The organism is Nostoc sp. (assembly GCF_035638895.1).
Taxonomy (GTDB): Bacteria; Cyanobacteriota; Cyanobacteriia; order Cyanobacteriales; family Nostocaceae; genus Nostoc.
The window spans coordinates 13,664-39,367 of record NZ_DASQZC010000416.1; the positions used below are offsets into that span (position 1 = coordinate 13,664).

A 25,704-nucleotide genomic window follows, 5' to 3' on the forward strand; every position below is an offset into this window, starting at 1 on the left:
TTGGGGATTGGGGATTGGGGATTGGGGACTAGGAAAGATAAGTATGTAGATTTATATCCCAACCAATCTTAAAAGAATTTTTCCCCAGTACCCAGTACCCAGTACCCAGTACCCATCAACATTTGCCATTGTAACCGTTGACAGCTAAAGCGTGATTAATCTGGTTTAATAGGTCTTCCATTGATATCGATCGCGGTAATATTTGGGTAGCGATCGCACCAATAACAGTTTCTATCGATTCCAAACCATTCTTCTTCTGGTTGTCAATTTCCTTGTAAGCTACCCCAAACTGGAAACTGGTTTCTAGGTGATTTAATCGCTGATTCAGCACTAAAATTGGTGGTAATTTATCAGGTGAATCTCCCAATGTTTTCAGTGCTTTTAGCACGTCTTTGTGGATAGGGGATTCTCCTAAACAAATTAGCAGTAAGTCAACGCTTTGGTGGCGAATTTGTTGTAATACTTCTGCCCAGCAGGGACTCATAGCCGCTTTGAAGCCTGCTGTTTGTAGGTACTGAATTAAAGCTTGGAACCACTCAGACCCCCGTTCCGCAGTTTCACTGCTAATTGAGCAATTTTTTGCTGTCCGAGAACCCTTAAGTTGCTTGCGTCTTGCCTGTGGTAAATCACGCAGCATTGTTAAATCCACTACCAAGATGTTAGGAGGACAGCAAATACCAGAAGCAATTTCCAATACTGATAATAAGGCATCCGTTTTCTCAGTGCGGCTGCTGTTGTCTTTAGCAAATGGTCTTAAGTAAGGAAATACAGATAACTCTGGTATCTTTGAAGCTATTAGAGTAGTTGCGACATCGCAAGTAACTAGTGGGATAGCCGCCAAACGTGGGTGCTGAATTAGTTCTTGCAGATAAATTTGGGCGGTGGTACTTTCGACATCTAGCAAAATAACATCAAACTGCCATACCCGCGCCAAAAGTTCTGCTTGATCTAAGTCATCCACTTCAATCACCCGGTGTTCTCGAAGTGAGGGGTGGGGATTGACAGATTCCAACTGGGGATTCACCAACCTGAGAATTCGCAATGGGGTTTTAGTTGGGACAATTGCGCTGTTGTTTAACCCTTGCGACAAAACTGCTGGTGAAGTACATAATTTTTCGAGAACTGGTGCTAAAAGGTGATTCTCTACTGGCAAGCTTAAGAAACCATCGGCTCGGTTAGCAAATGCTTGCTCCTTTTCGGCTGCCGTTGCGGTCACAATTACAGATATATGCCGGGTTGCAGTGTCAGATTTCAGTAAAGTCAGCACATCCCAGCCTGATAGCAGGGGTAGCAACGGATTCAAAAATATGGCGATTGGTTGCAAGCGCCGAGCTTTTTCAACTGCTTCTGTCCCCGATCGCGCAATCACTACCCGATATCCTAAACCTTTTAGTTGTTCGGTCAAGTCTTCAATATATCGGGCAACTGCCTCGACTACTAAAACCAACCGTTGCGAACTGGCGGGATGATGCTGTGTGGACGTAGTAACATGCAAACGAGCGGCGGCTGAGTTTTCCCGTGTCGGTTGGTATCGTGTTTCTTCCTCTTCGCCAATTCCCATATCTGGTTCCGAAAAGCCTGTTTTCGGGGGACTGGGCGGCAGAAGTAGTGTAAACTGGCTACCTTTTCCTTCACGCGATAAGAAGCTAACATCTCCTCCGTGGAGGCGAGCCAGGGCCCGAGTTAATACCAGCCCCAAACCAGTGCCTTCAAATTGGCGAGTCAGGGGATTTTCTAGTTGTTGGAATTTTTGAAAGATTAAGTGTTGCTGGTGTTCAGGAATCCCAATGCCTGTATCCCAAACGGTAAACGCAATCCAGCCTTCCCAACGGCTCACCCGTAGCCCAATTTCACCAGATAATTCGGTGAATTTAAAGGCGTTGGAAAGTAGGTGTACTAGCATCTGGCGCAAGCGCAATTCATCTGCCACTATCTGGTCTAAACCTAGTTCAATGGAAAGGCAGAATTGGGGAGCAGATGAACGGGCGTTTGGAGGTGGTGAGGCAGATGCTTTGGTAGTTTGAGTGTGGATAGCTTTAGCATCTGATAAGGCGCGATCGCACACAGCCTGAATTTTCACTGGAGTCAGTGTCAAATCCATTTGTCCCGTTTCCATCCGGGTCAAATCTAAAATGTCATTAACCACACTCATCAGGTGGCGTCCACTTTGATGAATCAGCGCCGCATAACGGGCTTGACGCTCGTTAAGTTCTCCCAACTGCTGATCCACCAGCAACCGCGATAATCCTAAAACGGCAGTTAGGGGGGTTTTGAGTTCATGACTAATACAAGCTAAAAATTCATCTTTCAACCGATTTAGTTGAATTAAATCGGCATTCTTTGCAGCTAATTCTTTGCAAAGTTGCTGCTGCTCAGTCACATCAGTAGCTAAAATTAACCACAAATCCTCGCTGAGTGCAACCTCAGCTTCAGCACTCATGACTTGAAACTCAGGACTATCTAAGGGAATTTTGGCAAACTGCCAGATTCGCTCCTGACCATTTTGCACTTCGACAACGCAAGTACAAGTCCCTACTTGACTATCCAAATAGCAGCGACTGTATACAGCATTTGGTGATGCTTCTTGCTGAGTCAGTTCCTCTTCAACACCATGCTCATTCTCCCTACCATTGGGATAAACATTGATTGCTCGTTGGCTAACATATTCTGATTCTTCGGAGGACTTAGGGACAAGTATTGCCTCCACCTGCTGCCTAATTCCTTCTGGATCTTTCAACGCTCCTAATTGCTCCCACCAGGCGGGATTTCGTGCTATCACCTCGCCAGTACCCGTTTGCAACATCAAAGGCCAAGGCAGTCTTTCCAGCAACAGCACTAGTGGCTGGTGTCCCAATGGCTTGGGTTGATTTGGCGGCCGCACACGAGTACCATACTCATGGCGAGGCTCAGAACTTTGTAACCCAGCCATGCGTTCCTTAGCCAGCGATCGCAACAGGCAAGAACTATCCAGCAGCCCCAAATATTGACCATTAGAGTCAATCAGCGCCCAATCTAAGTTCTGCTTTTCGGCTTGGGCATAACTCAAGTGCAAGCCTAATTGCTCTACACGCTCAGAAGCTGATATTGTCTGTATTGGATCAATTAAACCTTGACCCCAGATAGAGAGTGATTGGTGTAAATTTAGATTTTTATCGTCACTATGTGCTAATAATTTTTGGATTAAACGGGCAGAATATAGCAATCCGATGGGGGATTGCTGTTGATTCAATACTACCAAGCGATCGCACTGCTCTTGCTCAAAAATCTCTAACACCACTGCTAGAGAAGTTGTTTGGGAGCAGCTAGGTACGGTTGCCTGAAAGTCATAAAGCGGGTAATCTAGCATTAACATAGGGCTTTTGGGGTCGTTCTTCCTCTGGAACCCTCCGGCATTTCCATCTGCCAAATATTGATGGTGTTTTCGCCTGAAGCCATATCCTCTAAGAAGACTCATATAAGCAACTCTGGTTATTTCAACGCCATTAAAAAAACGGGATTTACCCTCACGGGCACTTTTGCGTCCTTTATATTTTTCCAAGAGGCGACGTTTCTAAGTTTTAGCAACTAGCCTCCCCAGTGTCTTACTGGTATTTAAACTCCTCATCGATAGCGACAGCTAAAACAATTATGACCCCAAAGAATCGCTTTAGAACCTTGAGGAATTATAATGATTTAGAATGGGACAATCCTTTAAGTTCGTTTAAGTATCTTAATCAAGGAGCAAAATAAAAAAATATATCTATCTATATAGATATGCAAATAATAAATTAGCTACTGTGTCTTGCTATGCCAACAGATGCCTCATCATCAAAGACCTACTAAGTCTTATTACTCAGTTGCTGCACTAAGTTGTTGAGTGGCTAGGGGGCGCAAGGCGGAAGTGAAAAGGCAAAAGTCAAAAGTCAAAATTTTTGTATATCAAGGCTTTTGCAACTTTTAAAATGGTAGCTTGATTTACGCCACGCTTTATTAGCACTACCTATTAACATAGAATATTGTTTTGGGGTGTAATCACCAGTTTACTGCACACTTAGTATTCCCTTAGAAGCGTTAGCCAAAGTTATCAGCCTACGTTTCTTGGTCAGGGCGATCGAGGAGAAAGATTTAAGAATAAATGTTATTACCGATATTGATTCTGCAACCTGATGTTAACAAATGTTTAGATAATCTAGTTGATCTACACAACCAAAAAGGTTGGAGCCGATGGGTGTGGAAAGTTATTGACGCGATTATTGCCCAATTTTTATATCTACCCCTTGTTGCAACTACCTCTGGAAAAATTAACTATTTACCAAATTTGGTGCAACAAAATTTAAATCAAGCATACACAAACAATTATATCTATGTATTTGCCAGTCACATCCAAAAAAGCCAACAGCTTTTCCAGGAGATGACTCCAGCAGAAAGACAAGGATTATTAAGACAGCTTAAATCAGATTACAGCCTGATTCTTATAAACTATTTTACCACAGAGAAAACACTCAAAGAAAAAATTGATAAATTTATCAATACTATATTTTATGCGAATATTCCTGTGCCCCAAATCATCGAAATTCACATGGAGATAATTGAAGAATTTTCTAACCAGCTAAAATTAGAAGGAAGGAGCAATGAAGGGTTACTTGATTATCGTCTTACGTTGATAGATATCCTGGCTCACCTATGCGAACTCTACAGAAATTCGATTTCTAGATAAATTAAAATTATCAATGTTGAACTTAGCACAAGCTACCTCTGTTAATCACCCACAATGTGTAAACAAATATTGTATTTATATTCTCATGACTAGCTTGTATGTATATGGATAAAGCCAGAAAAACCTACGTTCTCAAACTTTACGTAGCAGGGAATACCCCTAATTCAGTCCGGGCATTAAAAACACTCAAAAATATTTTAGAGCAGGAGTTTAAAGGTGTTTATGCTTTAAAAGTGATCGATGTACTGAAAAGCCCGCAACTGGCAGAAGAAGATAAAATATTGGCGACGCCAACATTATCTAAAATTTTGCCTCCACCCGTTCGCAAAATTATCGGGGATCTTTCAGATAGGGAGAGAGTATTGATTGGATTAGATTTGCTCTATGAAGAACTGATTGAAGCAGATTTTGAAGAGGAAAATAATTAATGAAGGAGCCAGAATACAGAATTCAGAATTATCCACCTGTAAAGGGATAGAGTTTTAAGGCAAGAATATTTAATACTAGTTTTGCCCCTATTGGACGAAAGCGCGTAGCGGTACGAAGTAAGCTTTTAAGCAATATTCAGATGCTCTCTACAAGACACGTAAGAGAGGCGACATCACCCAATCGTACAGACAAAATTCCTACTGAATTCTGAATTCTTGTTATAAAAAATAGTTTTTAATACCCTTTTGTTATCAAGCAATGAGTGAAACCGAGCAAGTAAAAGCAAAAAACACACCAAAAATTGGGGGTGTAGAAAAAATTCGCACGATGATCGAAGGGTTTGACGATATTAGTCATGGTGGTTTACCAATTGGTAGAACTACCTTGATTAGTGGCACTTCCGGTACAGGTAAAACTTTATTCTCTCTTCAGTTTCTCTATAACGGTATCACCTACTTTGACGAAGCAGGAGTATTTGTTACTTTTGAAGAATCACCCAGTGATATTATTAAAAACGCTCATGTTTTTGGGTGGAACCTGCCACGCCTAATTGAAGAAGGCAAGTTGTTTATTCTGGATGCATCTCCCGATCCTGAAGGACAAGATATAGTTGGTAATTTTGACCTGTCTGCACTAATTGAGCGATTGCAATATGCTATTCGCAAATACAAAGCTAAACGAGTTTCAATAGACTCAATAACAGCAGTATTTCAACAGTATGAAGCGATGGGAGTAGTCAGGCGCGAGATTTTCCGCCTAGTAGCCCGTCTCAAACTACTCAATGTTACCACTATTATTACAACTGAACGTAGCGAAGAATATGGCCCCGTCGCCTCTTTTGGGGTGGAAGAATTTGTTTCCGATAATGTAGTAATTGTTCGCAACGTTTTAGAAGGAGAACGCCGCCGCCGCACAACTGAAATCCTCAAGTTACGCGGCACAACTCACATGAAAGGCGAGTATCCCTTCACGATTACTAATGAAGGGGTTAACATCTTCCCACTGGGAGCAATGCGCTTGACTCAACGCTCTTCTAATGTCAGGGTATCTTCTGGTGTCAAAATTTTAGATAAAATGTGCGGTGGTGGTTTTTTTAAAGATTCGATTATTTTGGCAACAGGAGCCACAGGGACTGGTAAAACCCTGCTAGTAAGTAAGTTTATTCAAAATGGCTGCCTGAATGGAGAACAGGCAATATTATTTGCTTATGAAGAATCACGCGCTCAACTATCTCGTAATGCTTCCTCTTGGGGAATTGATTTTGAAAAATTAGAAGATCAAGGTTTACTCAAAATAATTTGTACCTATCCCGAATCAACTGGTTTAGAAGACCACTTACAAATTATAAAATCAGAAATTGCTGTATTCAAACCAGCCCGAATTGCTATTGACTCCCTATCAGCGTTAGCTAGAGGAGTCAGCAATAATGCATTTAGGCAGTTTGTAATTGGTGTGACAGGTTATGCTAAACAAGAAGAAATTACTGGTTTCTTTACTAACACAACTGACCAATTTCTGGGGGCACATTCCATTACTGACTCTCACATCTCCACGATTACCGATACAATTCTGATGCTACAGTACGTAGAAATTCGTGGAGAAATGTCGCGGGCAATTAACGTATTTAAAATGCGCGGCTCTTGGCATGATAAGGGCATTCGTGAGTATAATATTACTGCTGACGGGCCCGATATCAAAGATTCATTCCGAAACTACGAACGGATTATTAGCGGTGCTCCTACTCGCGTTAGTATCGATGAAAAGGCGGAACTTTCTCGCATTGTTAGACGTTTTGAAGACAAACAGAGTTCCGAACCCTAAATTTAGTATCGTAGTATATTCTTTCCTAAATTTAGTATCGTGCTATATTCTGTGGTGAAGAAAGGTTTTCTGCCGCTAGATTGATTTTCGTGTGAGGGATGCGGTGAAAGGACAGCAATTATTCCATAGCTTATTGCCTGGTGTGACAGCAGCAGTCTTAACAACTCAGCCGACTTGGGCTGGTACTGTAAAACTAACTGGGGTACGGCTGGCCTCTTCTCCTAGTGTTTTGACTTCTACTTATGGTCAAGACTTAGTTGGGGGCATTGTGAATACGCAATTGCATAATGGTGCAAATGTTAGTGTTCCAACCCTAGTACCTGCTTTCGGTTTCAGTAAACTTAGTATGAAGCCTTTAAGTAATAACAGTATTCCAGTGTTTACGCCTGAAAATACTGTTGTGCCAATAAAACAAGTACTTAAGAAAGATAAAGGTAGATTTTTCAGTTCGACACCTACCTCTAATGCTTCCCAACAGCCTGCTGTCAGCCGTTCTGCTCAAAATAACCAAAAAAACAGTAATTTAAGCGCTTATGGGCAGAAATCAAAGAGCATAGTAGTTCCCAACTACACTTCAAAACCCTCTTCTGTCCAAAAAGAAATTTTGTCCCTGTCTTCTGCACAGCAGCGAGTGGTTCAAAAGATAAATACTGTTACTCAGTCGCAAACATTTTTACAAACTTCAGCTACAGGTGTAAGGTCAGCAAAACTGTTGTCAGCGCAACAATGTGCACAGGAGTTAGGGAAAAGCAAATCAGCTGCTTTGCTACTGATTTCAAGTACCTGCTCACAACAAAATGCTGCTGGCTTACGCATTGCTCAGAGTAATACCCCAATTCCGACAGATTCGACGCCAACTCCCACTGCACCGGAAACTATAAGTCCTGCACCAGAGGGTTCCGTGCAACCTTCCACAGTGCCAGAAACCATAATTCCTGTACCAGGGAATTCGGTGCAACCTTCTACAGTGCCGAGAACCATAACTCCTGCGCCGTCAGGGCCGGTGCAAATTCCACAGAACCTGATTCCTAGCTCAAATCCCCTGCAATTTCCCACCAAACCGGAGGAAGTGAGACTTCAGGGAAATCAGCCGATTACTTTGGCACAGGCTCTAGAGCTAGCACGGCGCAATAATCGGGATTTACAGGTGTCTCTATTGGAGCTAGAACGCAATCGAGCATCTCTACGCGAGGCGCAAGCTGCTTTGTTGCCCACTCTGGGAATTAGTACGGATGTTACTCGTAGTCAGTCTGCTGGTAGTCAGCTGACGGACGAATTAAGCGGGCGAAATGGCTTACTTTCTAACCAAGATCAACCCAGTACATCTTTTTCTGGTCAAGCACAACTTTCATATAACATTTATAGTTCTGGGAGAGTGCAAGCTAGCGTCAGAGCGGCTGAAGAACAGGTACGTTTTAATGAGTTGGCTGTAGAAACTCAGTCTGAGACAATCCGTCTGAATGTTGCCACTGACTACTACAATCTGCAACAAGCGGATGAACAAGTACGTATTGCCCAGTCGGCTGTGCAGAACTCTGAGGCTAGTTTGCGTGATGCAGAAGCATTAGAGCGAGCTGGGGTTGGTACGCGGTTTGATGTGTTGCGATCGCAAGTGAATTTAGCAAATGCCCAACAAAATTTGACTAATAGTAGATCCCAGCAGGCAATTTCCCGTCGTCAATTAGCAACTCGGATAAGTTTACCGCAGGCGGTAAATATCAGTGCAGCCGATCCTGTGCAATTAGCTGGTCTTTGGAACCCAACGCTAGAACAAAGTATTGTGCTGGCTTATCAAAATCGTCCAGAATTGCAACAGCAGCTAGCACAACGCAATACTTTTGAGCAACAGCGTAGGCAGGCCCTTGCAGAGTTGGGCCCTCAAGTTAGTTTGGTCGCCAGCTACGACCTACTAGATCAGTTCGATGATAATGCCAGTGTTACTGATGGTTATTCATTCGGAGTTAGGGCAACCCTAAATGTGTTTGATGGAGGAGCAGCAAGAGCAAGGGCAGCTCAGTCGAGAGCTAGTATTGCGATCGCAGAAACTCAATTTGCCGAACAGCGCAACCAAATTCGCTTTCAGGTAGAACAAGCCTATTCTACCCAGCAATCTAGTTTGGCGAATGTTCAAACCGCTAATACCGCTTTAGAACAAGCTAGGGAAGCTCTACGTTTAGCGCGTTTGCGATTCCAAGCTGGTGTAGGCACTCAAACTGATGTCATTAACTCTGAAAACGACCTCACACAAGCTGAAGGCAATCGAGTCACAGCAATTTTGGATTACAACCGTGCTTTAGCTCAGTTACAACGGTCTGTTACCCTCAGAGCATTACGCTAGCGCCCCTTTGGGGAAGTCAAAAGGAGCCAGTGCGTTGGACGGCTCTGCCGACTTGTACCCCTACGGGGATCTTGCTACGCTCTTAGCGTTCCCGCAGGGTAGCAACTGGCTCTCAAAAGTCACCCATGCTTTAATTTTGGGCTTTCTGGCTGTAATGAAATGGTAAGTTTATTTCCGCCGACCTGTACTTTCAATTAAAAATTCTAAAAGCCTCATTTTTCAATAATTACATTGAAGAATGAGGCTTTTTGCTAAAAAAACGTATTTTTAACAGCAATTTTGTGAAATGATGTAGCTGAGTGTCCGTAGTTTACCGCCGTAGGCATCGCTGGCCTTGCTAAAGACTCATGACTAAAGTAACATCTCAAGAAATTGCACAGTTTCGCTCTCAATTGGCAGATGATCCCAGCGATATGGAAGCGCTGGATTTGATTGAAGACTGTGATGGAGATTTAGAAGATGCGGCGATGACGCTAGCTATCCGGGCAGGACAGCAACCAGAAAGAGCAAATTCCGAGTGGTTAGATGCTTTGGCTAGAAAATGGCGTGTGGTCATTTGCGAACAAGAATATCGGGAAGATTTGCTTAATTCTTCACCTCAAAAGATGATGGAACATCTAAAAGGAATGCCCACATTTCCTAAAATTTTGGCAACACCAGTTTTGATTTATGTCCTCAAGCAAGGCGTGAACAATTTTTGTGAGCCACTAGATTCGCTAAAGTGATCGGATGTACATTTAACTTGTGCTAAGGGCGATACCTGCGGCGGACTACGCCTACGCGGTTTGCAGTTGAGTTTAATACAGACCTAACCCCCAGCCCCTTCCCTGCAAGGGAAGGGGAGTAAGATTCCTAACTCCTGTACGAGACGCGATTAATCGCGTCTCTCTACCCAATGCAAGATGATTCGACCAGGACTGATACGCTGTTAATTAAGGCAAAACTTCTATTAGACAAATTGTAAAATCAATGAATTACCTTGTTGCCGTATTACCAGACCGTATTCAAGCTGAAGCTGCTTACTTAGCTTTAGAAGAACAAGGCATAAACAGCACTATCCTGGGGAAAGGATATAAAACAGCTGACGAGTTTGGCTTAATTGACCCCAAAGACCAAGCTAAAAAGCAAGCACAACTGATGGCAACCTGGCTGATACCATTCGGCTTTTTTGCAGGTTTTACATTCAGCCTGATTACTGGTTTAAATACTTTTGCCTGGGCGGGTGAAGTTGGCAATCACATCGTTGGCGGACTACTAGGTGCTGCTAGTGGTGCTATGGGTGGTGTGGTGGTCGGTGGCGGAATCGGTTTACTTGTAGGTGGTGGTGATGCTTTACCTTATCGCAACCGTTTAGATGCGGGTAAATATTTAGTTGCCGTTCAAGGTACTGAAACTCTCACTCGACAAGCAACCCGAATATTACGTCAGTTTGATCCAGAAAATATCCAAGGTTATGCTGACACAAATACTGTGTATTGAATGAAGCGTATTTACACGAGAAGAACTTTTAATTTGTAGGCCACTCTTCCTTATTTGCAGGAATTACGGTGTGGGTGAAGGATTTGGATGTTTTCCTGCGTAGTAGACAACGACTTTCAACTGTTCTTGATCAGGAACATAAAATACTCTGTCCCCTTTTGTCACCTCATATTCCCATGCCCCCTTGTAAGGTTTGCCCTTTAAAGGGAAAACACGCCGAGGTTGTCTGGCGGTTGGTACAGTGGATAAATCCTCGTAACAACGACGTGTGTTTTCTGGGTGGCGCTGCATTAAAGCTTCCCAGTCCCGATTCACCCGACGATTTTTAGCTACCACCAACCAAGTGCTTTCTATCTCAGATAATGCTGGAGCCGTCAGTTTAACGAATGGCGGCTCCACATTCTCCACTATTGGATTTTCTTGTTGGTTATCTGACATACTCTCATTCAAACAGCACTCTGAGTAGATGGCGGCTTTAATGTTACTTCATCAGTCTCGGCACTAAAAGCATCTGCCAGTTCAAGACTAGCGATCGCTACGGCGCTTTCATGCCATTCATGGATAATCGCGTCAATTATCTCCCATGCTGTAGTTGAGGAATCTATCAACCGAAAAGCCTCACTCAGTTCGTTTATAAAGTCTTGCAAATCATCTTCTTCAAACGCACTCAGCCATCCATAAGGATGTTCAAAACCGATTTCCTTTCCCAGTAACAAAGAGAAGGCGACAGTTAACGCCTCAAAAACAGCTTTACTCTGTGTTGCTGCCTTTACCAGAAAACTCACTTCCTCCCGGCGCAACAAGGCAAAAGACTGATCGTTGCGAGTAATTGTCACTGGACGTTCTAAAGCTTTGTCCAGAACTCGCCCAGGTTGACGATTCAACTCAGTGGCTGTAATTAACTCATCTGAGTAGATATTGCCGAAAGTCCCGATAGACATAGGTTATGCGTTTTTAGTCAACGCCGATTTAAGAAAATTATTAGTCTCTACGTATAATTGTACGTACTATTCATCAGGGGTCAATAGAGATTAAAACTCTGGGTACTGGAACTATCAAAAGAAAAGCATGAGAGATTTTTAGACTAGAGAAAATGTCGTGTTATAGTTCAACATCAGTCGCTTTAGAAAGTTAGAATCAAGATAGTTATAAAGCTTAATTCTCAATTCATAACTCATAATTTTTAAGAATGTTGCCACGAGAAGAACTTTTAAAAGGTGTTGAAAATCGAGATAGTGTAGCTCGTGTAATTGACCAAGCAGAGCAAGCCATCAAAACTTGGGAAGTGGTTTTGACTGATTTTCTGTCTCCGCCAGAATTGGCAGAAATTCAACGGGTGTTTAACCGATTAACAGAAGTGCAATTAGTGGCGTGGGGCGGATATCCGCAAGCGGAACGCCAAAGAATAGCGATCGCTCGTTCAGAACTTCCCTTAGATCAATCTCTAGTCAGCCTTGTAGCTGTAGAAATTGCTGGTAATTTCCTCTTTGATACCGCCTCTCACCGCGACTTTTTAGGCGCAATGTTGGGGACGGGAATTGTTCGTGAAAAGACGGGAGATGTGATTGTCTTGGGAGAACGGGGAGCGCAGGCGATTGTTGCACCGGAGTTGGTGGAATTTTTGGAAATGAGTCTGAAACAGGTGCGATCGGTTCCTGTGAAAACTCAGCAAATTGAGGTAACTGAACTAAGGGTTAGGGAACCAAAGAAAAAAGAATTAACTACTGTAGAGGCTTCTTTGCGATTAGATGCGATCGCATCTGCTGGTTTTGGCATGTCCCGCAGCAAAATGGTTGATTTCATTGATGCTGGTGATGTGCGCGTCAATTGGAAGGAAGTTACTCAAGCCAGTTCTCAAGTCAAATCAGGCGACTTAATCGCCATTCGCTCTAAAGGACGTTTAGAAGTTGGGGAAATCGCTGTTACAAAAAAAGACCGCTACCGAGTTCAACTAACAAGATATGTGTAATAAGCGGGGAGTGAAAAGTTAGGATTTTTAAATTCCCTGCTTTCTTTAACTCCCCACTCCTAACTCTTAAACATATACTTAGGCTTTAAAGTGTTTTGCTAACATATTCAACAAAAGTTTGCGCGGTACAAGTCGAGATAATTTGCTTCTAATTTGAGTAATACTATCAGAACTAATAACAGTTGGATAGCCTTTTTCCAAAGCCTCTAAACATTCCCAAACAACTTTTTGGGAAGAATACACTTTATCTGTAGTACTTGCCAGCGCTGGAGGAAAATTAGCTTCTGCAAAAAAGTTCGTTTCTATTGGCCCTGGACAAGTGACCAAAATACGGACACCATATTGATTATTTTCTGCCCATAGTGCTTCACTAAAGCTGAGAATAAAAGCTTTACTGGCAGCATAAACAGAAAGGTATGGTATCGGTTGAAATGCGGTAATAGAGGATACGTTAATAATACTTCCAGAACGACGTTGCCGCATCAAAGGGAGAAATTTGTGGGTTAAATCTACCAATGCCAAAATGTTTAATTGTACAATTTTGACTTGTCTTTCTCCATCCCCTTCAGCAAAGTCGCCATAGTAACCAAAACCAGCATTGTTGATTAATAAGTCAATGGTTAATCCCTTTTCTTTAGTAGTATCAAATATAGCTGCTGCTGCATTAGGTTCTGTGAGGTCTTTAACTATAACCTCTACTTGAATTTCGTGTTGTTCTTCTAGTTCTTTAGCTAATTGGCTTAATTTCTCTTCGGAACGAGCAACGAGTACAAGATTCGTCTTGCGTGCAGCTAGTTCTTGGGCAAAAGCTTTACCAATACCACTAGAAGCACCAGTAATTAAAGCAGTTGGCATTCTACATAATTAGATAGTTTTTAAGCACTATTATAATTTTAGCGATGCTGGCTAAAAGTTTTAACTACCCAAAGTGATATACCTAAAAGATGAAAAGCACTATTGAGTACTCAAGTGAAGGCCGTGACCAAAATAATGATTTTTCTCATGGCGATTCCAATTCAAAATGAAATTGTTATTTACCATTTTTCAGACCAATAAATAATTTCTGAGGCAGGGGTATTAATAGCAACGCCGTAACTATTTCCATGATTCCACTTGAAGCCAGGTCTACCTTTATCCTCTGTATTTAATACCAATATTTCATAGTTGGGTGGGAAAGATTCTGTATGAGAGCCACTAGTATAGAAAAAAGTTGTCGGCACACCATTAGGTTGATTTATGTGATCGTTTGTGTTACCACCCCTATATTTTTGCTTTGCACTACTTCTGTATTGTAAAAATAATTTTTCTATTTTTTCTGGTTGCTGTTTCAGCCTAATTTGAAAAAAACTACTTCCTTGGGATTCGGGAGAGTAAGCAATGCGAACATCTTTGGCATCAGTGGGAATCTCATTAGGAAAATGTTTTACTTGGTAATTATCAGACCATAGTTGATTACGAATTTCTTGGTAGCGGGATGTATCGGTTATTACTTTAGGTTCCCTAATAGTGCTAAAATTTCTTCTCAGAAAAAAGCTTCCACCGACAATACTAAAACTAGCAAGGGCTAATAGAAACTGCGATCGCTTCATCAAGTTGGGTACGTCTAACTTTCATAGTCATATACCCAACTAATAAACTAAATTCGTACTATTGCGGATATAGAGTCAGATATATTAACAGAAACTTTGCGTATCCAAGGGAAATTTCGGGTAATTGTAAAATTATTATGAAGTTGGTCAAGAATTACTTAGTTAAATACTGTACCTTATCTTCGATAATATCAGTACTACCTTTGTAGCTAACAAAATCAATTCCACAGCTATCCATTTTTTCTCAATTTTTCCTGATGCAGCAATAACTAAGGCGGATATATAAATAGTAGATGCACCTTAATTAAATCACAGCCCTCAGCTTTTAGTTGGGGGCTTTTTTTATTCTTGATATTTTTTGATTTTAAATTAAAATATTTTTTTGCAAAGTTAAATCTTCCCGGATATGACAATCAATAAAGCGGATAAATAAATGGTAGATGCACCTTAATTAAATCATAGCCCTCAGCTTTTAGTTGAAGGCTTTTTTATTGCTGATATTTTTTAATTTAAAAATTAAATAAGTTTGCTTATAAGTTAAATCTTCCCGGATATGGCAATCACTAAAGCGGATTAATAAATGGTAGATGCACCCTAATAAATTGCAGCCTTCAGCCTAAAGCTGGGGGCTTTTATTATTTAAATATAGATGGCAGTAAACTGGGAGCTAACCATACTGCATAACCAATAAATCCAAAGAACAAGGTAATTAGGATAGTAATACCGTAGCTGATGCAAATTAATAAGCCGTCAGATTCGATGGTGGCAACAGTCAAAAGTAAAATACCTACAGTGGGGATGGGATTTGTAAAAGGAATTGGTAATATTAGTAATACTGTTAACAAAGAGATACAAAGCCCATTAATTCGCCAAATCAAAGGATTATGAGCTATTTTTGCCAATCGAGGACGGGCGAGTTTCTGTAACACTTTGGTAAGACGTCCCAAATTTTGCAAAAGTAACTGGGCAAAGGGACGAGGAAATTTGTAATTAGCAATTCTTTTCGGTAGCCAAGGCTCACGCCTCCCTAAAACCATTTGCACTGACAACAGTAAACAAGCACCACCAAAAGGGCCAGTTAATCCCGGTGGCATAGGAAGTAAAAAAGGCAAAATTAATAATGTAATTACCAGGCAGAACCCCCGTTCTGAGGTTTCTGCCAAAATATCACCTAGAGTTAACGGTTGTTCAGCTAGGCGTTGCAACAAGGACTTTATATCTTGAGAAAATCTCAGATGCATTTGGTGCAAGTTCCCACATTTTTAGTAGAGGGAGATGAGAGAGAATAACTCCTAACTCCTAATTTCTGGGGGTACTAAAACAGCTATAGCTTTAGGTATAACTCGAAAATGAGCAGGTGTATAGGTAGTGATTTCACCATCTGTATTAATAGGGCGAGGTTTGCGAGTATATACCTTTATTTCTTCACCTTGAAGAGAGCGTACACTCTTCCAATGTATATGTCGCCCTTGTTGCATCGCTGGGAGTAATAGTATAATCTCCCACCAATTTTTAATCTCCAAGCTATAGAGGTCTAGCCTTTGGTCATCTATTGTTGCATCGTCAGCCACTGCCATACCGCCGCCGTAATATCGGCCATTACCCACAGCAATTTGCAGTGTTTTCACGCGAACTGATTCACCATTGATTAAAATCTCCGCAGTAAAAGGTCTAGCTTCCAAAATCACTTGCAATGCAGTAGCAGCATAAGCAAATATTCCCCAACGGCGTTTGACTTCTTTGGTAAGTCGCTGGGTAATTTTTACACTCAATCCCAGACTGGCAACGTTAAAAAAGTGCTTGCCGTTCACCCAACCCAAGTCGATGCGGTGTGAATTTCTATATCCAATAATTTTGCAAGCTTCGTTGAGGGAATTGGGGATTCCCAAAGTTCTAGCCAGATCATTGGCAGTTCCTAAAGGCAAAATTCCCAAGGGCAATTGAGTTTTAACTAAACCATCTACTGCCGCATTGAGAGTTCCATCTCCTCCACCAATGATTACTAAGTCAACTTGATGCTGATAGCGAAGTATAACTTCAGCAAGATGTTTGGCGTCCTCTGTAGACTCCTCAATTAAATCAAAACCGAGTGTTTTCAGATATTGAATCGCTTTCGATATACCCTTTTCTCCTTGGCGGGCATGACGATTGACTAACAGCAGTGCGCGAGAACTCATGGGTAGTACCTTTTGTAGTTAATATGTCCAGTTATCCGCATCCATGTATTCTGCTCCAAGTTGACTATCGAAAAGTGTTTAATTTATTATGACAGTTATCAAAAATTCATTTAGTGAATGGTTATTATTTTATGCTTACGAATTTTTAATTTCTATTTTATCTAGTTTATCTTTATTAACCGTCGGTGTGTTGATACTTACTAAATGACTGGATTTAAGTATTTTTTGGAGAATATTTATGTCAATATTATAATAAGTAGAAGATAATGCCTAAGAATAAGACATTGTTTTATGAGAGCGAATAAAGGCTAGAGGAATCTACCACCTCATGAACGAACCTTCTAAGGAAGTTATTCAGAAACAGTGAATTAAGGAGTACTACGAAGTGGACATCCACCGAATAACTTTACTGTTGAACCCGGATGTGTATTTCAGCGAACATAATGTAAAACCGTGTCCTATTTGGGGCAATAAGACACGGTTTCATAGAAGTATTTAGTTATAATATTACAAAAATCAAAGTAGGATTTGATTTATACCAAAGTAATCCATTTACTGAGAGTTATTTCCTGGTTTATTAACTTTCTCTGTTGTGGGTAATCCTTGGTGATCGTAGTTTGTCCTTTCTTGAGTTAAGGCGATCGCACTAAAGAAAATCGCACTCCCTACAGCCAAGGCTACCATAGGACGTTTCAGCAAGACAAAATCTCTGATAATCCTAGCTAAAGGTCGGCTTTGACGACGTAGCGACGAAGCAACCATCAATTGTCTCCAAGTAAACGGATCGCGCACATAATGACCGCTTTGGCAAACTACTAGCCGTTCCTGGCAATTGGGACAGCAAAACAAGCCCATGCGCGTTTTAACTGGTTTGGGCGTATTATTTCTTTGGCAAATTGGGCAAGTAACATAATGATTATCAAAGGTGTGTATATTCATTTACCTCGTCCGCCTAGTCCATTTACTCGCTCTATAACAATAGCTATACTGAATTGGGATCGATACTTAGCAGACTTCCAAGTATGGTCTGACATTAGCCATAAATCATACATATATTGTATTACTACCAAGGACGGCCAATGGTCGCAACACGAGTATAACTAGATTTAGGCAAGGATGACTCCTAGTACTCGACCTACCCAAAAATGACGCGTGAAAGGAAGCAGGAAAAGAAAATAACTTGATTTTCTTACCATAAACCCCCGCAAAGTTTCTTTAATCGACTACTAGTTAATATTTGTGGGTGCATCCACCCAGCCCACAAATATTTGTTGTCTTTAGAAACAATAGCGTTGGCGCTCACTCCCACCTCACTAGCCGCAGCTACGTCCAAACTAGGCATCGCTGATCCTTAAATAATTGTCTCCCATGTAACTATTCTCCCCATAAAAATTCGCACAATCACATTTTTTACTAAATCTTTGTAAATCAGCAAATAAAGTCTACTTGTCTGGTTGCTAAATAATGGCTCACAATGATAAGTAACAGATAAAAATTTAAATTTTTTCTTACATTTACCCCGCCTCTCAATGACTCTCTTGCCTCTCACTCAACTGAGGAAGGTAAGGTCACAACCTGCCTTTCCTACACCTTCCACTCCTTTAGCCTACCTAATTAATCGTTTTCAACCATCCCCAGAAACCGTTGTCCTGTTTTTAGCCATGCTCATTGGCGGTGGTACGGGTATGGGTGTAGTCACTTTTCACTATTTAATCCAGCTGATTCATCAGTTGATGCTGGAAAATTTAATGGGTCAAATCGGCGTTTGGGGTGCTTGGACTTTAGCCTGCGTTCCCACCCTTGGCGGATTAATCGTTGGCTTGATGCGCTGGCGCACTCAAGATTTTGGCCCTGGACTTTCATCTCTTATTGCCGCTTCTCAGGGGACAGAGATTAAGCAACCACTACGACCAGTTACGAAAATGCTGGCTGCATCTGTTTCTTTGGGGAGCGGTGCTTCTTTGGGCCCAGAGGGGCCGAGTGTAGAAATTGGCGCAAATTTTGGGATGTTGTTGTCTGTGATCCTGAATGTATCTCAAGAACGCCAACGTTTGCTTTTAGGTGCTGGCGCGGCGGCTGGACTTGCGGCTGGATTTAATGCTCCCATCGCTGGAGTATTTTTTGCCCTAGAGGTGGTGATGGGAGCGACATCTTTCGCTACTTCTGCTGTAAGTGTGGTGCTGTTAGCGGCGGTGGTAGCAGCATTAATTGCCCAAATTGGTTTGGGGGCACAACCTGCTTTTGATTTACCTGTCTACCAAGTCCGCAGTCCTTTGGAATTACCCCTTTACCTTGGCTTGGGTTTAGGGGCCAGCCTAATTTCTGTCACTTATACTCAATCAATTCGTTTAGCAAAAGCCTGCTTTGCTGGCAAAGTTCCAGGTTTTGCCTTTTTGGGACAAATTCCTGAGCCAATTCATCCAATTATTGGCGGTGTGATGATTGGCGCAGTTGCTTTGCACTTCCCGCAAATTCTGGGTGTAGGTTATGAAACTGTAGAAGCAATGCTTCAGGATGTGGAGTTTCCACTCTACCTGTTGGTGGTGCTGTTGGTGGTGAAGTTAGTGATGACTGCAATTAGTGCAGGTAGTGGTTTCATCGGCGGTTTGTTTGCACCAGCAATGTTTTTAGGTGCTTCTTTTGGATCGGCTTACGCCAAAATTTTGGCTGTGGCATTCCCGGCTATTTGCGATCAGATGGCGGCTCCCCCAGCTTATGCAATGGTAGGAATGGCAGCAGTGCTAGCTGGTAGTGTTAGAGCGCCGTTAACATCTATTTTAATGCTGTTTGAATTGACCCGCGACTATCGCATTGTTTTACCATTGATGGCAGCTGTGGGTTTGAGTGTTTGGCTAGTAGAAAGGATTAAACCAACTTTTAACTCTAACTCTAACTTACATCAAATTGGTCTTTCTGAATTGAAAGATGAACAAGCGGAAATTATGCAGCAAATTTTGGTAGAAGATGCTATGTATCCCTGTCCAAAAAAGTTACCTGCAACTCTTGGAGTATTAGATGCAGCTGTAGAAATGATCCGCGATCGCGTCCGCAGTGCTTTAGTAATTGATGAAGCAGAGCAATTAATTGGTATACTCTCTCTGGAAGATATCAACCGTGCCCTTGCTCTTTGGCAAACTTACTCAAATTTACCAACTGAAATTCCAGATAATTTATCCAGTCAAACTCTCATAGACATTTGTACTACTGAAATCCTTTATGCATGGCAAGATGAACTATTATCTGAAGCTTTAGACCGCATGAGTCTTAGAGGTTTGCATCAATTACCAGTAGTAGCACGAGATAAACCCGATCGCATTTTGGGTTTACTAGAAAGAGAACAAATTGCGTTAACCTGCAATTTAGCAGTTACGCGCAAGGCACTTCGCCACTATTTACCGATCTTGCCGACCACAGATATAGTCATTAGTCATTAGTCATTGGTCATTGGTCATTGGTTTCCACAAAGGACAAATGACAATTGACTAATGACCATTTATATTTATTAAGCTGTAGCGTCTATGGCTTCATCATCTTCCCGATCTTCTGGGTCTACCTGTTTCAGACGAATGTGCTTTTTGCCTAAAGTGATCAGAAATTCATCTCCTGGCTTCAGATTCATCTGTTTTGTATAAGCTGAACCTATAAGTAAGTTACCATTCGATTGCACACTAATTCTATAGCTAGCACTACGTCCACCACGCCCATTAGCACTGGGTGTACTGTCCAACTGAATACCCTCAGCATCAATTAGGGCATTTAAGAACTTCATCATATTAACGCGCTCTATACCATTTTTGGTAACGGTATAGTAGCCGCACTTTTTAGCTTTGTCTTCTTTGCTCTCGCTCTCTAGCTCTTTGACTTTTTTGAGCAGTTCTTCACCGAGTAGGGGTTCAATTTTTTTCTGTTTAGGCATCAACTTAGGTCGAAAATGAATGTTTGAAGTGTTGGAATCGATTTTATTTTAGCTGACGTTGAGCTAATAGGAACATAATCCTTTAGTTTTTATCTCAACCTAGCCAAGTATATTACACTCAGATGCACAATTGTTATCCCATTACCAATATTGCTAAGACAATCTATTTTAGATAACGCTGGCAATCCTGATAACTATCTATATATAGTTAGTGAATCACTGCTAGACTATACAAGTTTTAAGTTTTCTAAAGTGACGCTTGAAAAATTGTTTACTTGCTGAGGATGATAACAGTGTCACAGAATGATAAGTAAAACTGATCCTAAACCATTGATAATTGGTTATTGGTCATTGGTTATTTAGATAAGACAGAGGACAAACAATAAAGCTTGCCAAAATGAAACTAACTACCAGAGGACACTATAGTGTGAAGGCGTTGCTAGATTTGAGTTTACAGCCAAAATATGGCCCTGTATCTGTAAGAGCGATCGCTAAACGCCAAGATATCCCAGCTCCTTACCTCGAAAAACTACTAATAGAAATGCGTCGTGCATCAATAGTTAAATCAATTCGTGGTAGCATCGGCGGATACCAATTGGCAAGAGAGCCTGCACAAATATCTATAGGACAAATTTTAGAAGCTGTTGGCGAGACTAGCCCTTTACCCCATCACACTCCAGCACCTGCACAAGCTGAAGATTGGGTAACATTTAGCCTATGGCAGAGACTCAACCAAAAGCTCAAAGAAGCTTTATACAGTATTACTTTGGCAGACCTTTATTATGATGCTCGTAGCTGGCAAGCTGCCCTTGGGGAAGAAGCTAATTTTGTGGTTTAGTCAAAAGTCAATAGTCCAAATATTGACCCTTGACTCGTAACTTATGAGCAATAGCATCTATATCTTAATAATCGCTGCACTTTTAGATTACTTAATTGGCGATCCTTGGAATTGGCCTCATCCAGTGCAAGTTATGGGGTGGGTAATTTCTCGCCTGACCAAATTTTCTCTCCAATTGTGTAAGAATTCTCTAACGCAACGCCTAGCTGGAATTTTACTAGGTATTATCCTGATAATTGGTAGTGGATTTGTTGGCTTTTTGATTATTCAAAGTGCCAAATTGGTTCATCCGTTGTTGGAAATTGTAATAAATAGCATTCTTTTGGCTAGTTGTTTTGCTGGTAGAAGTTTACGAGCCGCAGCAGTGGCTGTTTTAGAACCTTTAACAGCAGGAGATTTGGAAAAAGCTCGGAAGATTTTAAGTAATTATGTTGGTCGGGATACCCAAAACCTTTCACAAACAGAAATTTCCCGAGCCGTTTTAGAAACGGTTGCAGAAAATGCCACTGATGGGGTGATGGCTCCGCTTTTTTATGCAATTGTTGGTGTCTTTGTGCCAGTTGTGGGGCCAACTCCTTTGGCTCTAGCATATAAAGCCAGTAGTACCCTTGATTCAATGGTGGGCTATCGAGAAGCACCCTATACTTATTTGGGATGGTTCTGTGCGCGGTTGGAAGATTGTTTGACTTGGCTACCTTGTCGGTTAACAGTCGTGACTCTGGCGCTGTTATCGGGTAAACCGATGCATGTTTGGGGAATTTGTCGTCGGGATGCAATTAACGATCCTAGTCCCAATTCTGGCTGGAGTGAGTGCGCCTATGCTGCTTTTTTGGGTGTGCAGATGGGGGGTACAAATTGGTATCGCGGGGTAGCTAAGTACAAACCACTGCTAGGAGATGCTATTTATCCCATTACTGCAACCTCCATTCAGAATGCTTTGCAGTTGACGCGATATTGTTTTTTGGTATGGTTAGGGATAGCGATCGCAATATTCTTAATATTTCCAAATAAGTAATGATAAATATAAAGTTAGAGACGCGATTAATCCCGTCTGTACAGGAGTTAAGAATAAAAACTCTTAACTTCTAACTCATCACTCCTAACTTATCACTCACTATGTCTGCCAAAGTAGTTGAAATTCTCTCGTCAGAAGAAATCCGTCGTACCTTGACTCGCCTTGCCTCTCAAATTGTGGAAAGGACGCGCGATTTGTCTCAACTGGTGCTTCTTGGTATTTATACAAGAGGTGCGTTATTAGCCGAATTGTTGGCGCGTCAGATTGAGACGCTCGAAGGTGTAGCCGTGTCAGTCGGCGCTTTGGACATTACATTTTATCGAGATGACCTCGACAAAATTGGATTGCGGACTCCAGCGAAAAGCGAAATTCCTTTTGACCTGACGGGGAAAACCGTTGTACTTGTGGATGATGTAATTTTCAAAGGACGGACGATTCGCGCTGCTTTGAACGCAGTCAACGACTACGGTAGACCAGAAGTGATTCGTTTAGCTGTGTTGGTAGATAGGGGCCACCGAGAATTACCAATCCACCCAGATTTTATTGGCAAAAAGTTACCTACTGCTAAAGAAGAAGTTGTCAAAGTTTACTTACAAAATTACGATGAACGAGATGCAGTGGAGTTAATTAGTCATTAGTCATTAGTCATTGGTCATTGGTCATTAGTTATTCTCCCCCTGCCTCCTCTGCTCCTCCATCCCCCATCCCCCGCACCTCACCGCAAAATTGGGCTACCGTGATGATGTACTAAATACCACTTCTCGCCAAGGAACTGAAATATATTTGTAGCTGTTGATTGTGCTTCAAGTCTTCTCCCACCTACCACTTGGAACACATTTTCTCTCAGCACAACATAAGCAATTTTTTCAGTAATTTCTGTAGCAATTATATCTGTGTTTATTTCAATATAAGCGGTGTTTTTAAATATCTGCTCCCAAGAGGTGCGAATTTCCTTCCAACCTCGCAGTATATTACTTCCAGGATGAATACAAAAACTACCAGTTCCTTGTGACCATACTGCACTCATTGTCTCAATATCTTTTCTTTCAAAAGCTCGATAAAAAGCCGCATTAGCCGCTAAGACTTCATCCTTAGTCATGGGTAATTAAATAGTTAAGAGTTATGAGTGAAGAGTTAGGAATTCCTAAATTATAACTCTCAACTTTGAAAAATAAATTAGTAATTCCCAATGTCCAACTCCTAATTATTTTTGACTGTGCTAATAGTTTGCAATAATTGGCTAGCTGTATAAGGCTTGTATAAAAAGGCTTTGATACCCATGTCATAAGCTGTATTAACTTTATCCTGCGAAGTCAGTCCACTGACAGCAATGATTTTGACATTTGGGTTAATTTTTCGCAGGGTGCGGATAGTAGTTATCCCATCCATTGACGGCATGAGCATATCAGTTAATACAAGAGATATTTTATCTTGATGTTCTGCATATAAGGCTATTGCTTCAATACCATCACTAGCTGTAATTGCTTTGTAGTTATGGTTTTCTAGAGATGTTTTTGTCACATCTCTAATTGCAGGTTCGTCATCTACAACTAAAATTAATTCTCCTTGTCCTGAAGGTAATCCCTGTTCTTGTTCTTCTATAGTTTCTGCTGTTTCTTGTGCTGGCAAATATACCTTAAACTGGCTGCCTTTTCCTTGAACGCTTACTACGTCGATAAAACCGCCGTGGCTTTTAATAATGCCAAGTACTGTAGAAAGACCAAGACCAGTACCTTTCCCAAGTTCTTTAGTAGTAAAAAACGGCTCAAATATCCGATCTAATATTTCTGTTTGAATACCAATTCCGCTATCACTAACAGTAATAACAATGTGGTGACCAACCTTAGCATCTATATGCATCTTTGCATAATTTTCATCAATTAAGAGATTTTCCGCTAATATTTTTAAAGTTCCTCCATTTGGCATAGCGTCATTAGCATTGACACACAAGTTCATCAGTACTTGATGTAATTGGGTAGCATCGCCGCATACAGTCCAAAGATTTGGCGAAATTTGAGTGGAAAATTCAATGGATTTGGGAAAAGTTTCTCTAATAATTTGCTGAATTTCTACTATTAAATGCTTTAATTGCAATATAGTGCTATCGCCCTCCATTCCGCGAGTAAAAGATAATACTTGCTTAACTAAAGTAGCCCCACGTTTAGCGTTTATAATCAATATTTGCAATAGCCGCCGAGAACGCTCATCATGAATTTGTAGCTCTAACAGTTGGGCTGTCATCAGAATCGGGGCAAGAATATTATTTAGGTCGTGGGCAATACCACTGGCTAAAGTGCCAATACTTTCCAATCGCTGGGCGCGGAGAAATTGCGCTTCTAGTTGTTTTTTTTGTGTGATATCAGTGTTAACAATTAGAATAGATTGTGCTTTATTACCGAATTCATGCACTAGTGTCCAACGGCTTTCAACAATAATTTCTTTACCTGATTTTGTTTTTTGATGTAACTCGCCCTCCCAAGAGCCATTTTTCATCATAATATTGAGTGCTTTTTCAACTTGAGACACATGCTTTTCATGCCAGAGAACTCGTGTCTTTTTATTGATAGCTTCTTCTTTTTTCCAACTGTACAGGCTCTCGGCAGCTTTGTTCCAAAATAAAATTTTCTTGTCTAAATCACACACAAAAATTGCATCGGTGGCAACATCTAGTAAAGCGGCTTGTTCGCGGATTTTCTGTTCTGTTTGTTTGCGCTCAATGGCATAACGGATAGAACGCTCTAATAAAGGTGCAGTCAACTGGCTTTTTTCGAGATAATCTGCGGCTCCGGCTTTCATCGCTTCAATATCTATTTCCCAGTCGCCCTGGCCAGTCAGCAAAATTATTGGAGAACAACAGCCGTTGACAATTGCTTCGCGCAAAAGTTCCAGTCCACTGTCTGGCCCCAAACGGTAGTCTACTAGATAAATGTCATGTTGGTAGCGAGCGATCGCATTCCTTGCTGCTTCATAATTATTTACCCATTCCAACTCGCAGTTTGCTACCTGAAATTCACTGAACCAATAACGAGTCAAAATATAGTCGTCTTCGTCATCATCAATGAACAGAACTTTGATAGGGCTGTTGTCCATGTTTTTCTCCCACGGTTTCTAGTGGCAGTTTCACAATTTCAAACCAGTATTGAACTAGAGTCTTCATGACCTCAACTAATGAAGTAAAAGTCACTGGCTTAGTGATGAAAGAGTTTGCACCAAAATCGTAAGTATTAAAATGATCGAATCTCATTAATACTTAATATAATGGTCGATTTGTACAATGCATCAGTCCGAAAAATTACAGGGCACAGTTGTACAATTAAGCTAATTTCAGGGTTTAGCATTATCCCTCTCCAGAAATAAAAATCAAGAATGGGAATTCATTGACAATACGATCATAAATTTTGATCCTTGCCCAGGTTTGCTTTGGGCTGTGATATTTC

At 41.3% G+C, this 25,704-nt stretch carries 23 protein-coding genes and 1 pseudogene; 11 read left to right on the forward strand and 13 right to left on the reverse strand.

All coding sequences use genetic code 11. The annotated features are described in order from the left end of the window. Positions 1–115: 115 nt before the first annotated feature. Positions 116–3,454 carry an ATP-binding protein gene (locus tag VE944_RS20700; RefSeq protein ID WP_414690144.1) on the reverse strand — a complete coding sequence of 1,113 codons (3,339 nt, stop codon included), beginning with the start codon at positions 3,452–3,454 and terminating at the stop codon, positions 116–118. Positions 3,455–4,114: 660 nt separating this feature from the next. On the opposite strand from VE944_RS20700, the gene VE944_RS20705 reads away from it, so the two are divergent. The 6 genes from VE944_RS20705 to VE944_RS20730 all read left to right on the forward strand — a co-directional run bounded on the left by VE944_RS20705 (position 4,115) and on the right by VE944_RS20730 (position 10,763). Next, positions 4,115–4,696 carry a KaiA family protein gene (locus VE944_RS20705; protein ID WP_324981199.1) on the forward strand — a complete coding sequence of 194 codons (582 nt, stop codon included), beginning with the start codon at positions 4,115–4,117 and terminating at the stop codon, positions 4,694–4,696. A gap of 104 nt (positions 4,697–4,800) precedes the next feature. After that, on the forward strand, positions 4,801–5,124 hold the full coding sequence (kaiB, locus tag VE944_RS20710; RefSeq protein ID WP_324981202.1) for a circadian clock protein KaiB: 324 nt from the start codon (positions 4,801–4,803) through the stop codon (positions 5,122–5,124). A gap of 259 nt (positions 5,125–5,383) precedes the next feature. Then, entirely contained in the window at positions 5,384–6,946 is a 1,563-nt protein-coding gene (gene kaiC / locus VE944_RS20715; protein ID WP_324981206.1) for a circadian clock protein KaiC, read from the forward strand. Between the two features lie 103 nt (positions 6,947–7,049). Continuing rightward, positions 7,050–9,284 (forward strand): TolC family protein, encoded by a 2,235-nt coding sequence (locus tag VE944_RS20720; RefSeq protein WP_324981209.1) that lies wholly within the window; start codon positions 7,050–7,052, stop codon positions 9,282–9,284. A 347-nt stretch (positions 9,285–9,631) separates the two neighbouring features. Further along, the gene (locus tag VE944_RS20725; RefSeq protein WP_324981212.1) at positions 9,632–10,009 is read left to right on the forward strand and encodes a hypothetical protein; all 378 of its coding nucleotides are present in this window, start codon (positions 9,632–9,634) and stop codon (positions 10,007–10,009) included. 244 nt (positions 10,010–10,253) lie between these two features. Further along, positions 10,254–10,763, forward strand: a complete 510-nt coding sequence (locus tag VE944_RS20730) for a hypothetical protein (protein WP_324981215.1) — start codon at positions 10,254–10,256, stop codon at positions 10,761–10,763. 63 nt (positions 10,764–10,826) lie between these two features. Here the strand turns inward: VE944_RS20730 and VE944_RS20735 are convergent, their stop codons facing one another. Together VE944_RS20735 and VE944_RS20740 are read right to left on the reverse strand one after the other, a co-directional pair. Next, entirely contained in the window at positions 10,827–11,201 is a 375-nt protein-coding gene (locus VE944_RS20735; RefSeq protein WP_324981218.1) for a hypothetical protein, read from the reverse strand. An 8-nt stretch (positions 11,202–11,209) separates the two neighbouring features. After that, positions 11,210–11,704: a hypothetical protein gene (locus VE944_RS20740; protein ID WP_324981221.1), complete on the reverse strand. Its 495-nt coding sequence runs from the start codon at positions 11,702–11,704 to the stop codon at positions 11,210–11,212. A 248-nt stretch (positions 11,705–11,952) separates the two neighbouring features. Here VE944_RS20740 and VE944_RS20745 point away from each other — a divergent pair, with 248 nt between their 5' ends. Next, positions 11,953–12,732 (forward strand): photosystem II electron transport protein, Sll1252 family, encoded by a 780-nt coding sequence (locus VE944_RS20745; RefSeq protein WP_324981223.1) that lies wholly within the window; start codon positions 11,953–11,955, stop codon positions 12,730–12,732. A gap of 78 nt (positions 12,733–12,810) precedes the next feature. On the opposite strand, the gene VE944_RS20750 is transcribed toward VE944_RS20745, so the two are convergent. From VE944_RS20750 to VE944_RS20775, 6 genes are all read right to left on the reverse strand, one after another. Beyond that, complete coding sequence (locus VE944_RS20750; RefSeq protein ID WP_324981226.1) at positions 12,811–13,587, reverse strand: SDR family NAD(P)-dependent oxidoreductase; 777 nt, start codon at positions 13,585–13,587, stop codon at positions 12,811–12,813. A gap of 179 nt (positions 13,588–13,766) precedes the next feature. Continuing rightward, positions 13,767–14,321 carry a hypothetical protein gene (locus tag VE944_RS20755; RefSeq protein ID WP_324981229.1) on the reverse strand — a complete coding sequence of 185 codons (555 nt, stop codon included), beginning with the start codon at positions 14,319–14,321 and terminating at the stop codon, positions 13,767–13,769. A 635-nt stretch (positions 14,322–14,956) separates the two neighbouring features. Continuing rightward, positions 14,957–15,562, reverse strand: coding sequence for an exopolysaccharide biosynthesis protein (locus VE944_RS20760; protein ID WP_324981231.1), 606 nt, complete (start codon positions 15,560–15,562; stop codon positions 14,957–14,959). 51 nt (positions 15,563–15,613) lie between these two features. After that, the gene (locus VE944_RS20765; protein WP_324981234.1) at positions 15,614–16,498 is read right to left on the reverse strand and encodes a lipid kinase; all 885 of its coding nucleotides are present in this window, start codon (positions 16,496–16,498) and stop codon (positions 15,614–15,616) included. A gap of 552 nt (positions 16,499–17,050) precedes the next feature. Next, a complete protein-coding gene (locus VE944_RS20770; protein WP_324981236.1) occupies positions 17,051–17,437 on the reverse strand; it encodes a hypothetical protein in 387 nt (128 codons plus the stop codon). 250 nt (positions 17,438–17,687) lie between these two features. Then, the gene (locus VE944_RS20775; RefSeq protein WP_324981239.1) at positions 17,688–17,840 is read right to left on the reverse strand and encodes a hypothetical protein; all 153 of its coding nucleotides are present in this window, start codon (positions 17,838–17,840) and stop codon (positions 17,688–17,690) included. Positions 17,841–18,027: 187 nt separating this feature from the next. On the opposite strand from VE944_RS20775, the gene VE944_RS20780 reads away from it, so the two are divergent. After that, complete coding sequence (locus VE944_RS20780) at positions 18,028–19,932, forward strand: chloride channel protein (protein ID WP_324981243.1); 1,905 nt, start codon at positions 18,028–18,030, stop codon at positions 19,930–19,932. 68 nt (positions 19,933–20,000) lie between these two features. On the opposite strand, the gene VE944_RS20785 is transcribed toward VE944_RS20780, so the two are convergent. Beyond that, entirely contained in the window at positions 20,001–20,414 is a 414-nt protein-coding gene (locus tag VE944_RS20785; protein WP_229554449.1) for an AbrB family transcriptional regulator, read from the reverse strand. Between the two features lie 397 nt (positions 20,415–20,811). Here VE944_RS20785 and VE944_RS20790 point away from each other — a divergent pair, with 397 nt between their 5' ends. From VE944_RS20790 to pyrR, 3 genes are all read left to right on the forward strand, one after another. Beyond that, positions 20,812–21,252 (forward strand): Rrf2 family transcriptional regulator, encoded by a 441-nt coding sequence (locus VE944_RS20790; protein WP_324981247.1) that lies wholly within the window; start codon positions 20,812–20,814, stop codon positions 21,250–21,252. Positions 21,253–21,295: 43 nt separating this feature from the next. Then, a complete protein-coding gene (cbiB, locus tag VE944_RS20795) occupies positions 21,296–22,267 on the forward strand; it encodes an adenosylcobinamide-phosphate synthase CbiB (RefSeq protein WP_324981250.1) in 972 nt (323 codons plus the stop codon). 101 nt (positions 22,268–22,368) lie between these two features. Then, positions 22,369–22,905, forward strand: coding sequence for a bifunctional pyr operon transcriptional regulator/uracil phosphoribosyltransferase PyrR (gene pyrR, locus VE944_RS20800; RefSeq protein WP_109008636.1), 537 nt, complete (start codon positions 22,369–22,371; stop codon positions 22,903–22,905). Between the two features lie 77 nt (positions 22,906–22,982). Here pyrR and VE944_RS20805 read toward each other — a convergent pair whose 3' ends face one another. The 3 genes and pseudogenes from VE944_RS20805 to VE944_RS20815 all read right to left on the reverse strand — a co-directional run. Next, positions 22,983–23,366, reverse strand: a complete 384-nt coding sequence (locus VE944_RS20805) for a nuclear transport factor 2 family protein (protein WP_322651498.1) — start codon at positions 23,364–23,366, stop codon at positions 22,983–22,985. A 101-nt stretch (positions 23,367–23,467) separates the two neighbouring features. Beyond that, positions 23,468–25,357 (reverse strand): hybrid sensor histidine kinase/response regulator, encoded by a 1,890-nt coding sequence (locus VE944_RS20810; protein WP_324981259.1) that lies wholly within the window; start codon positions 25,355–25,357, stop codon positions 23,468–23,470. Continuing rightward, positions 25,323–25,490 (reverse strand): annotated as a pseudogene (locus VE944_RS20815) (response regulator); the annotation flags it as partial. The gene VE944_RS20810 and the pseudogene VE944_RS20815, both read right to left, overlap by 35 nt. Between the last annotated feature and the right edge of the window lie 214 nt (positions 25,491–25,704).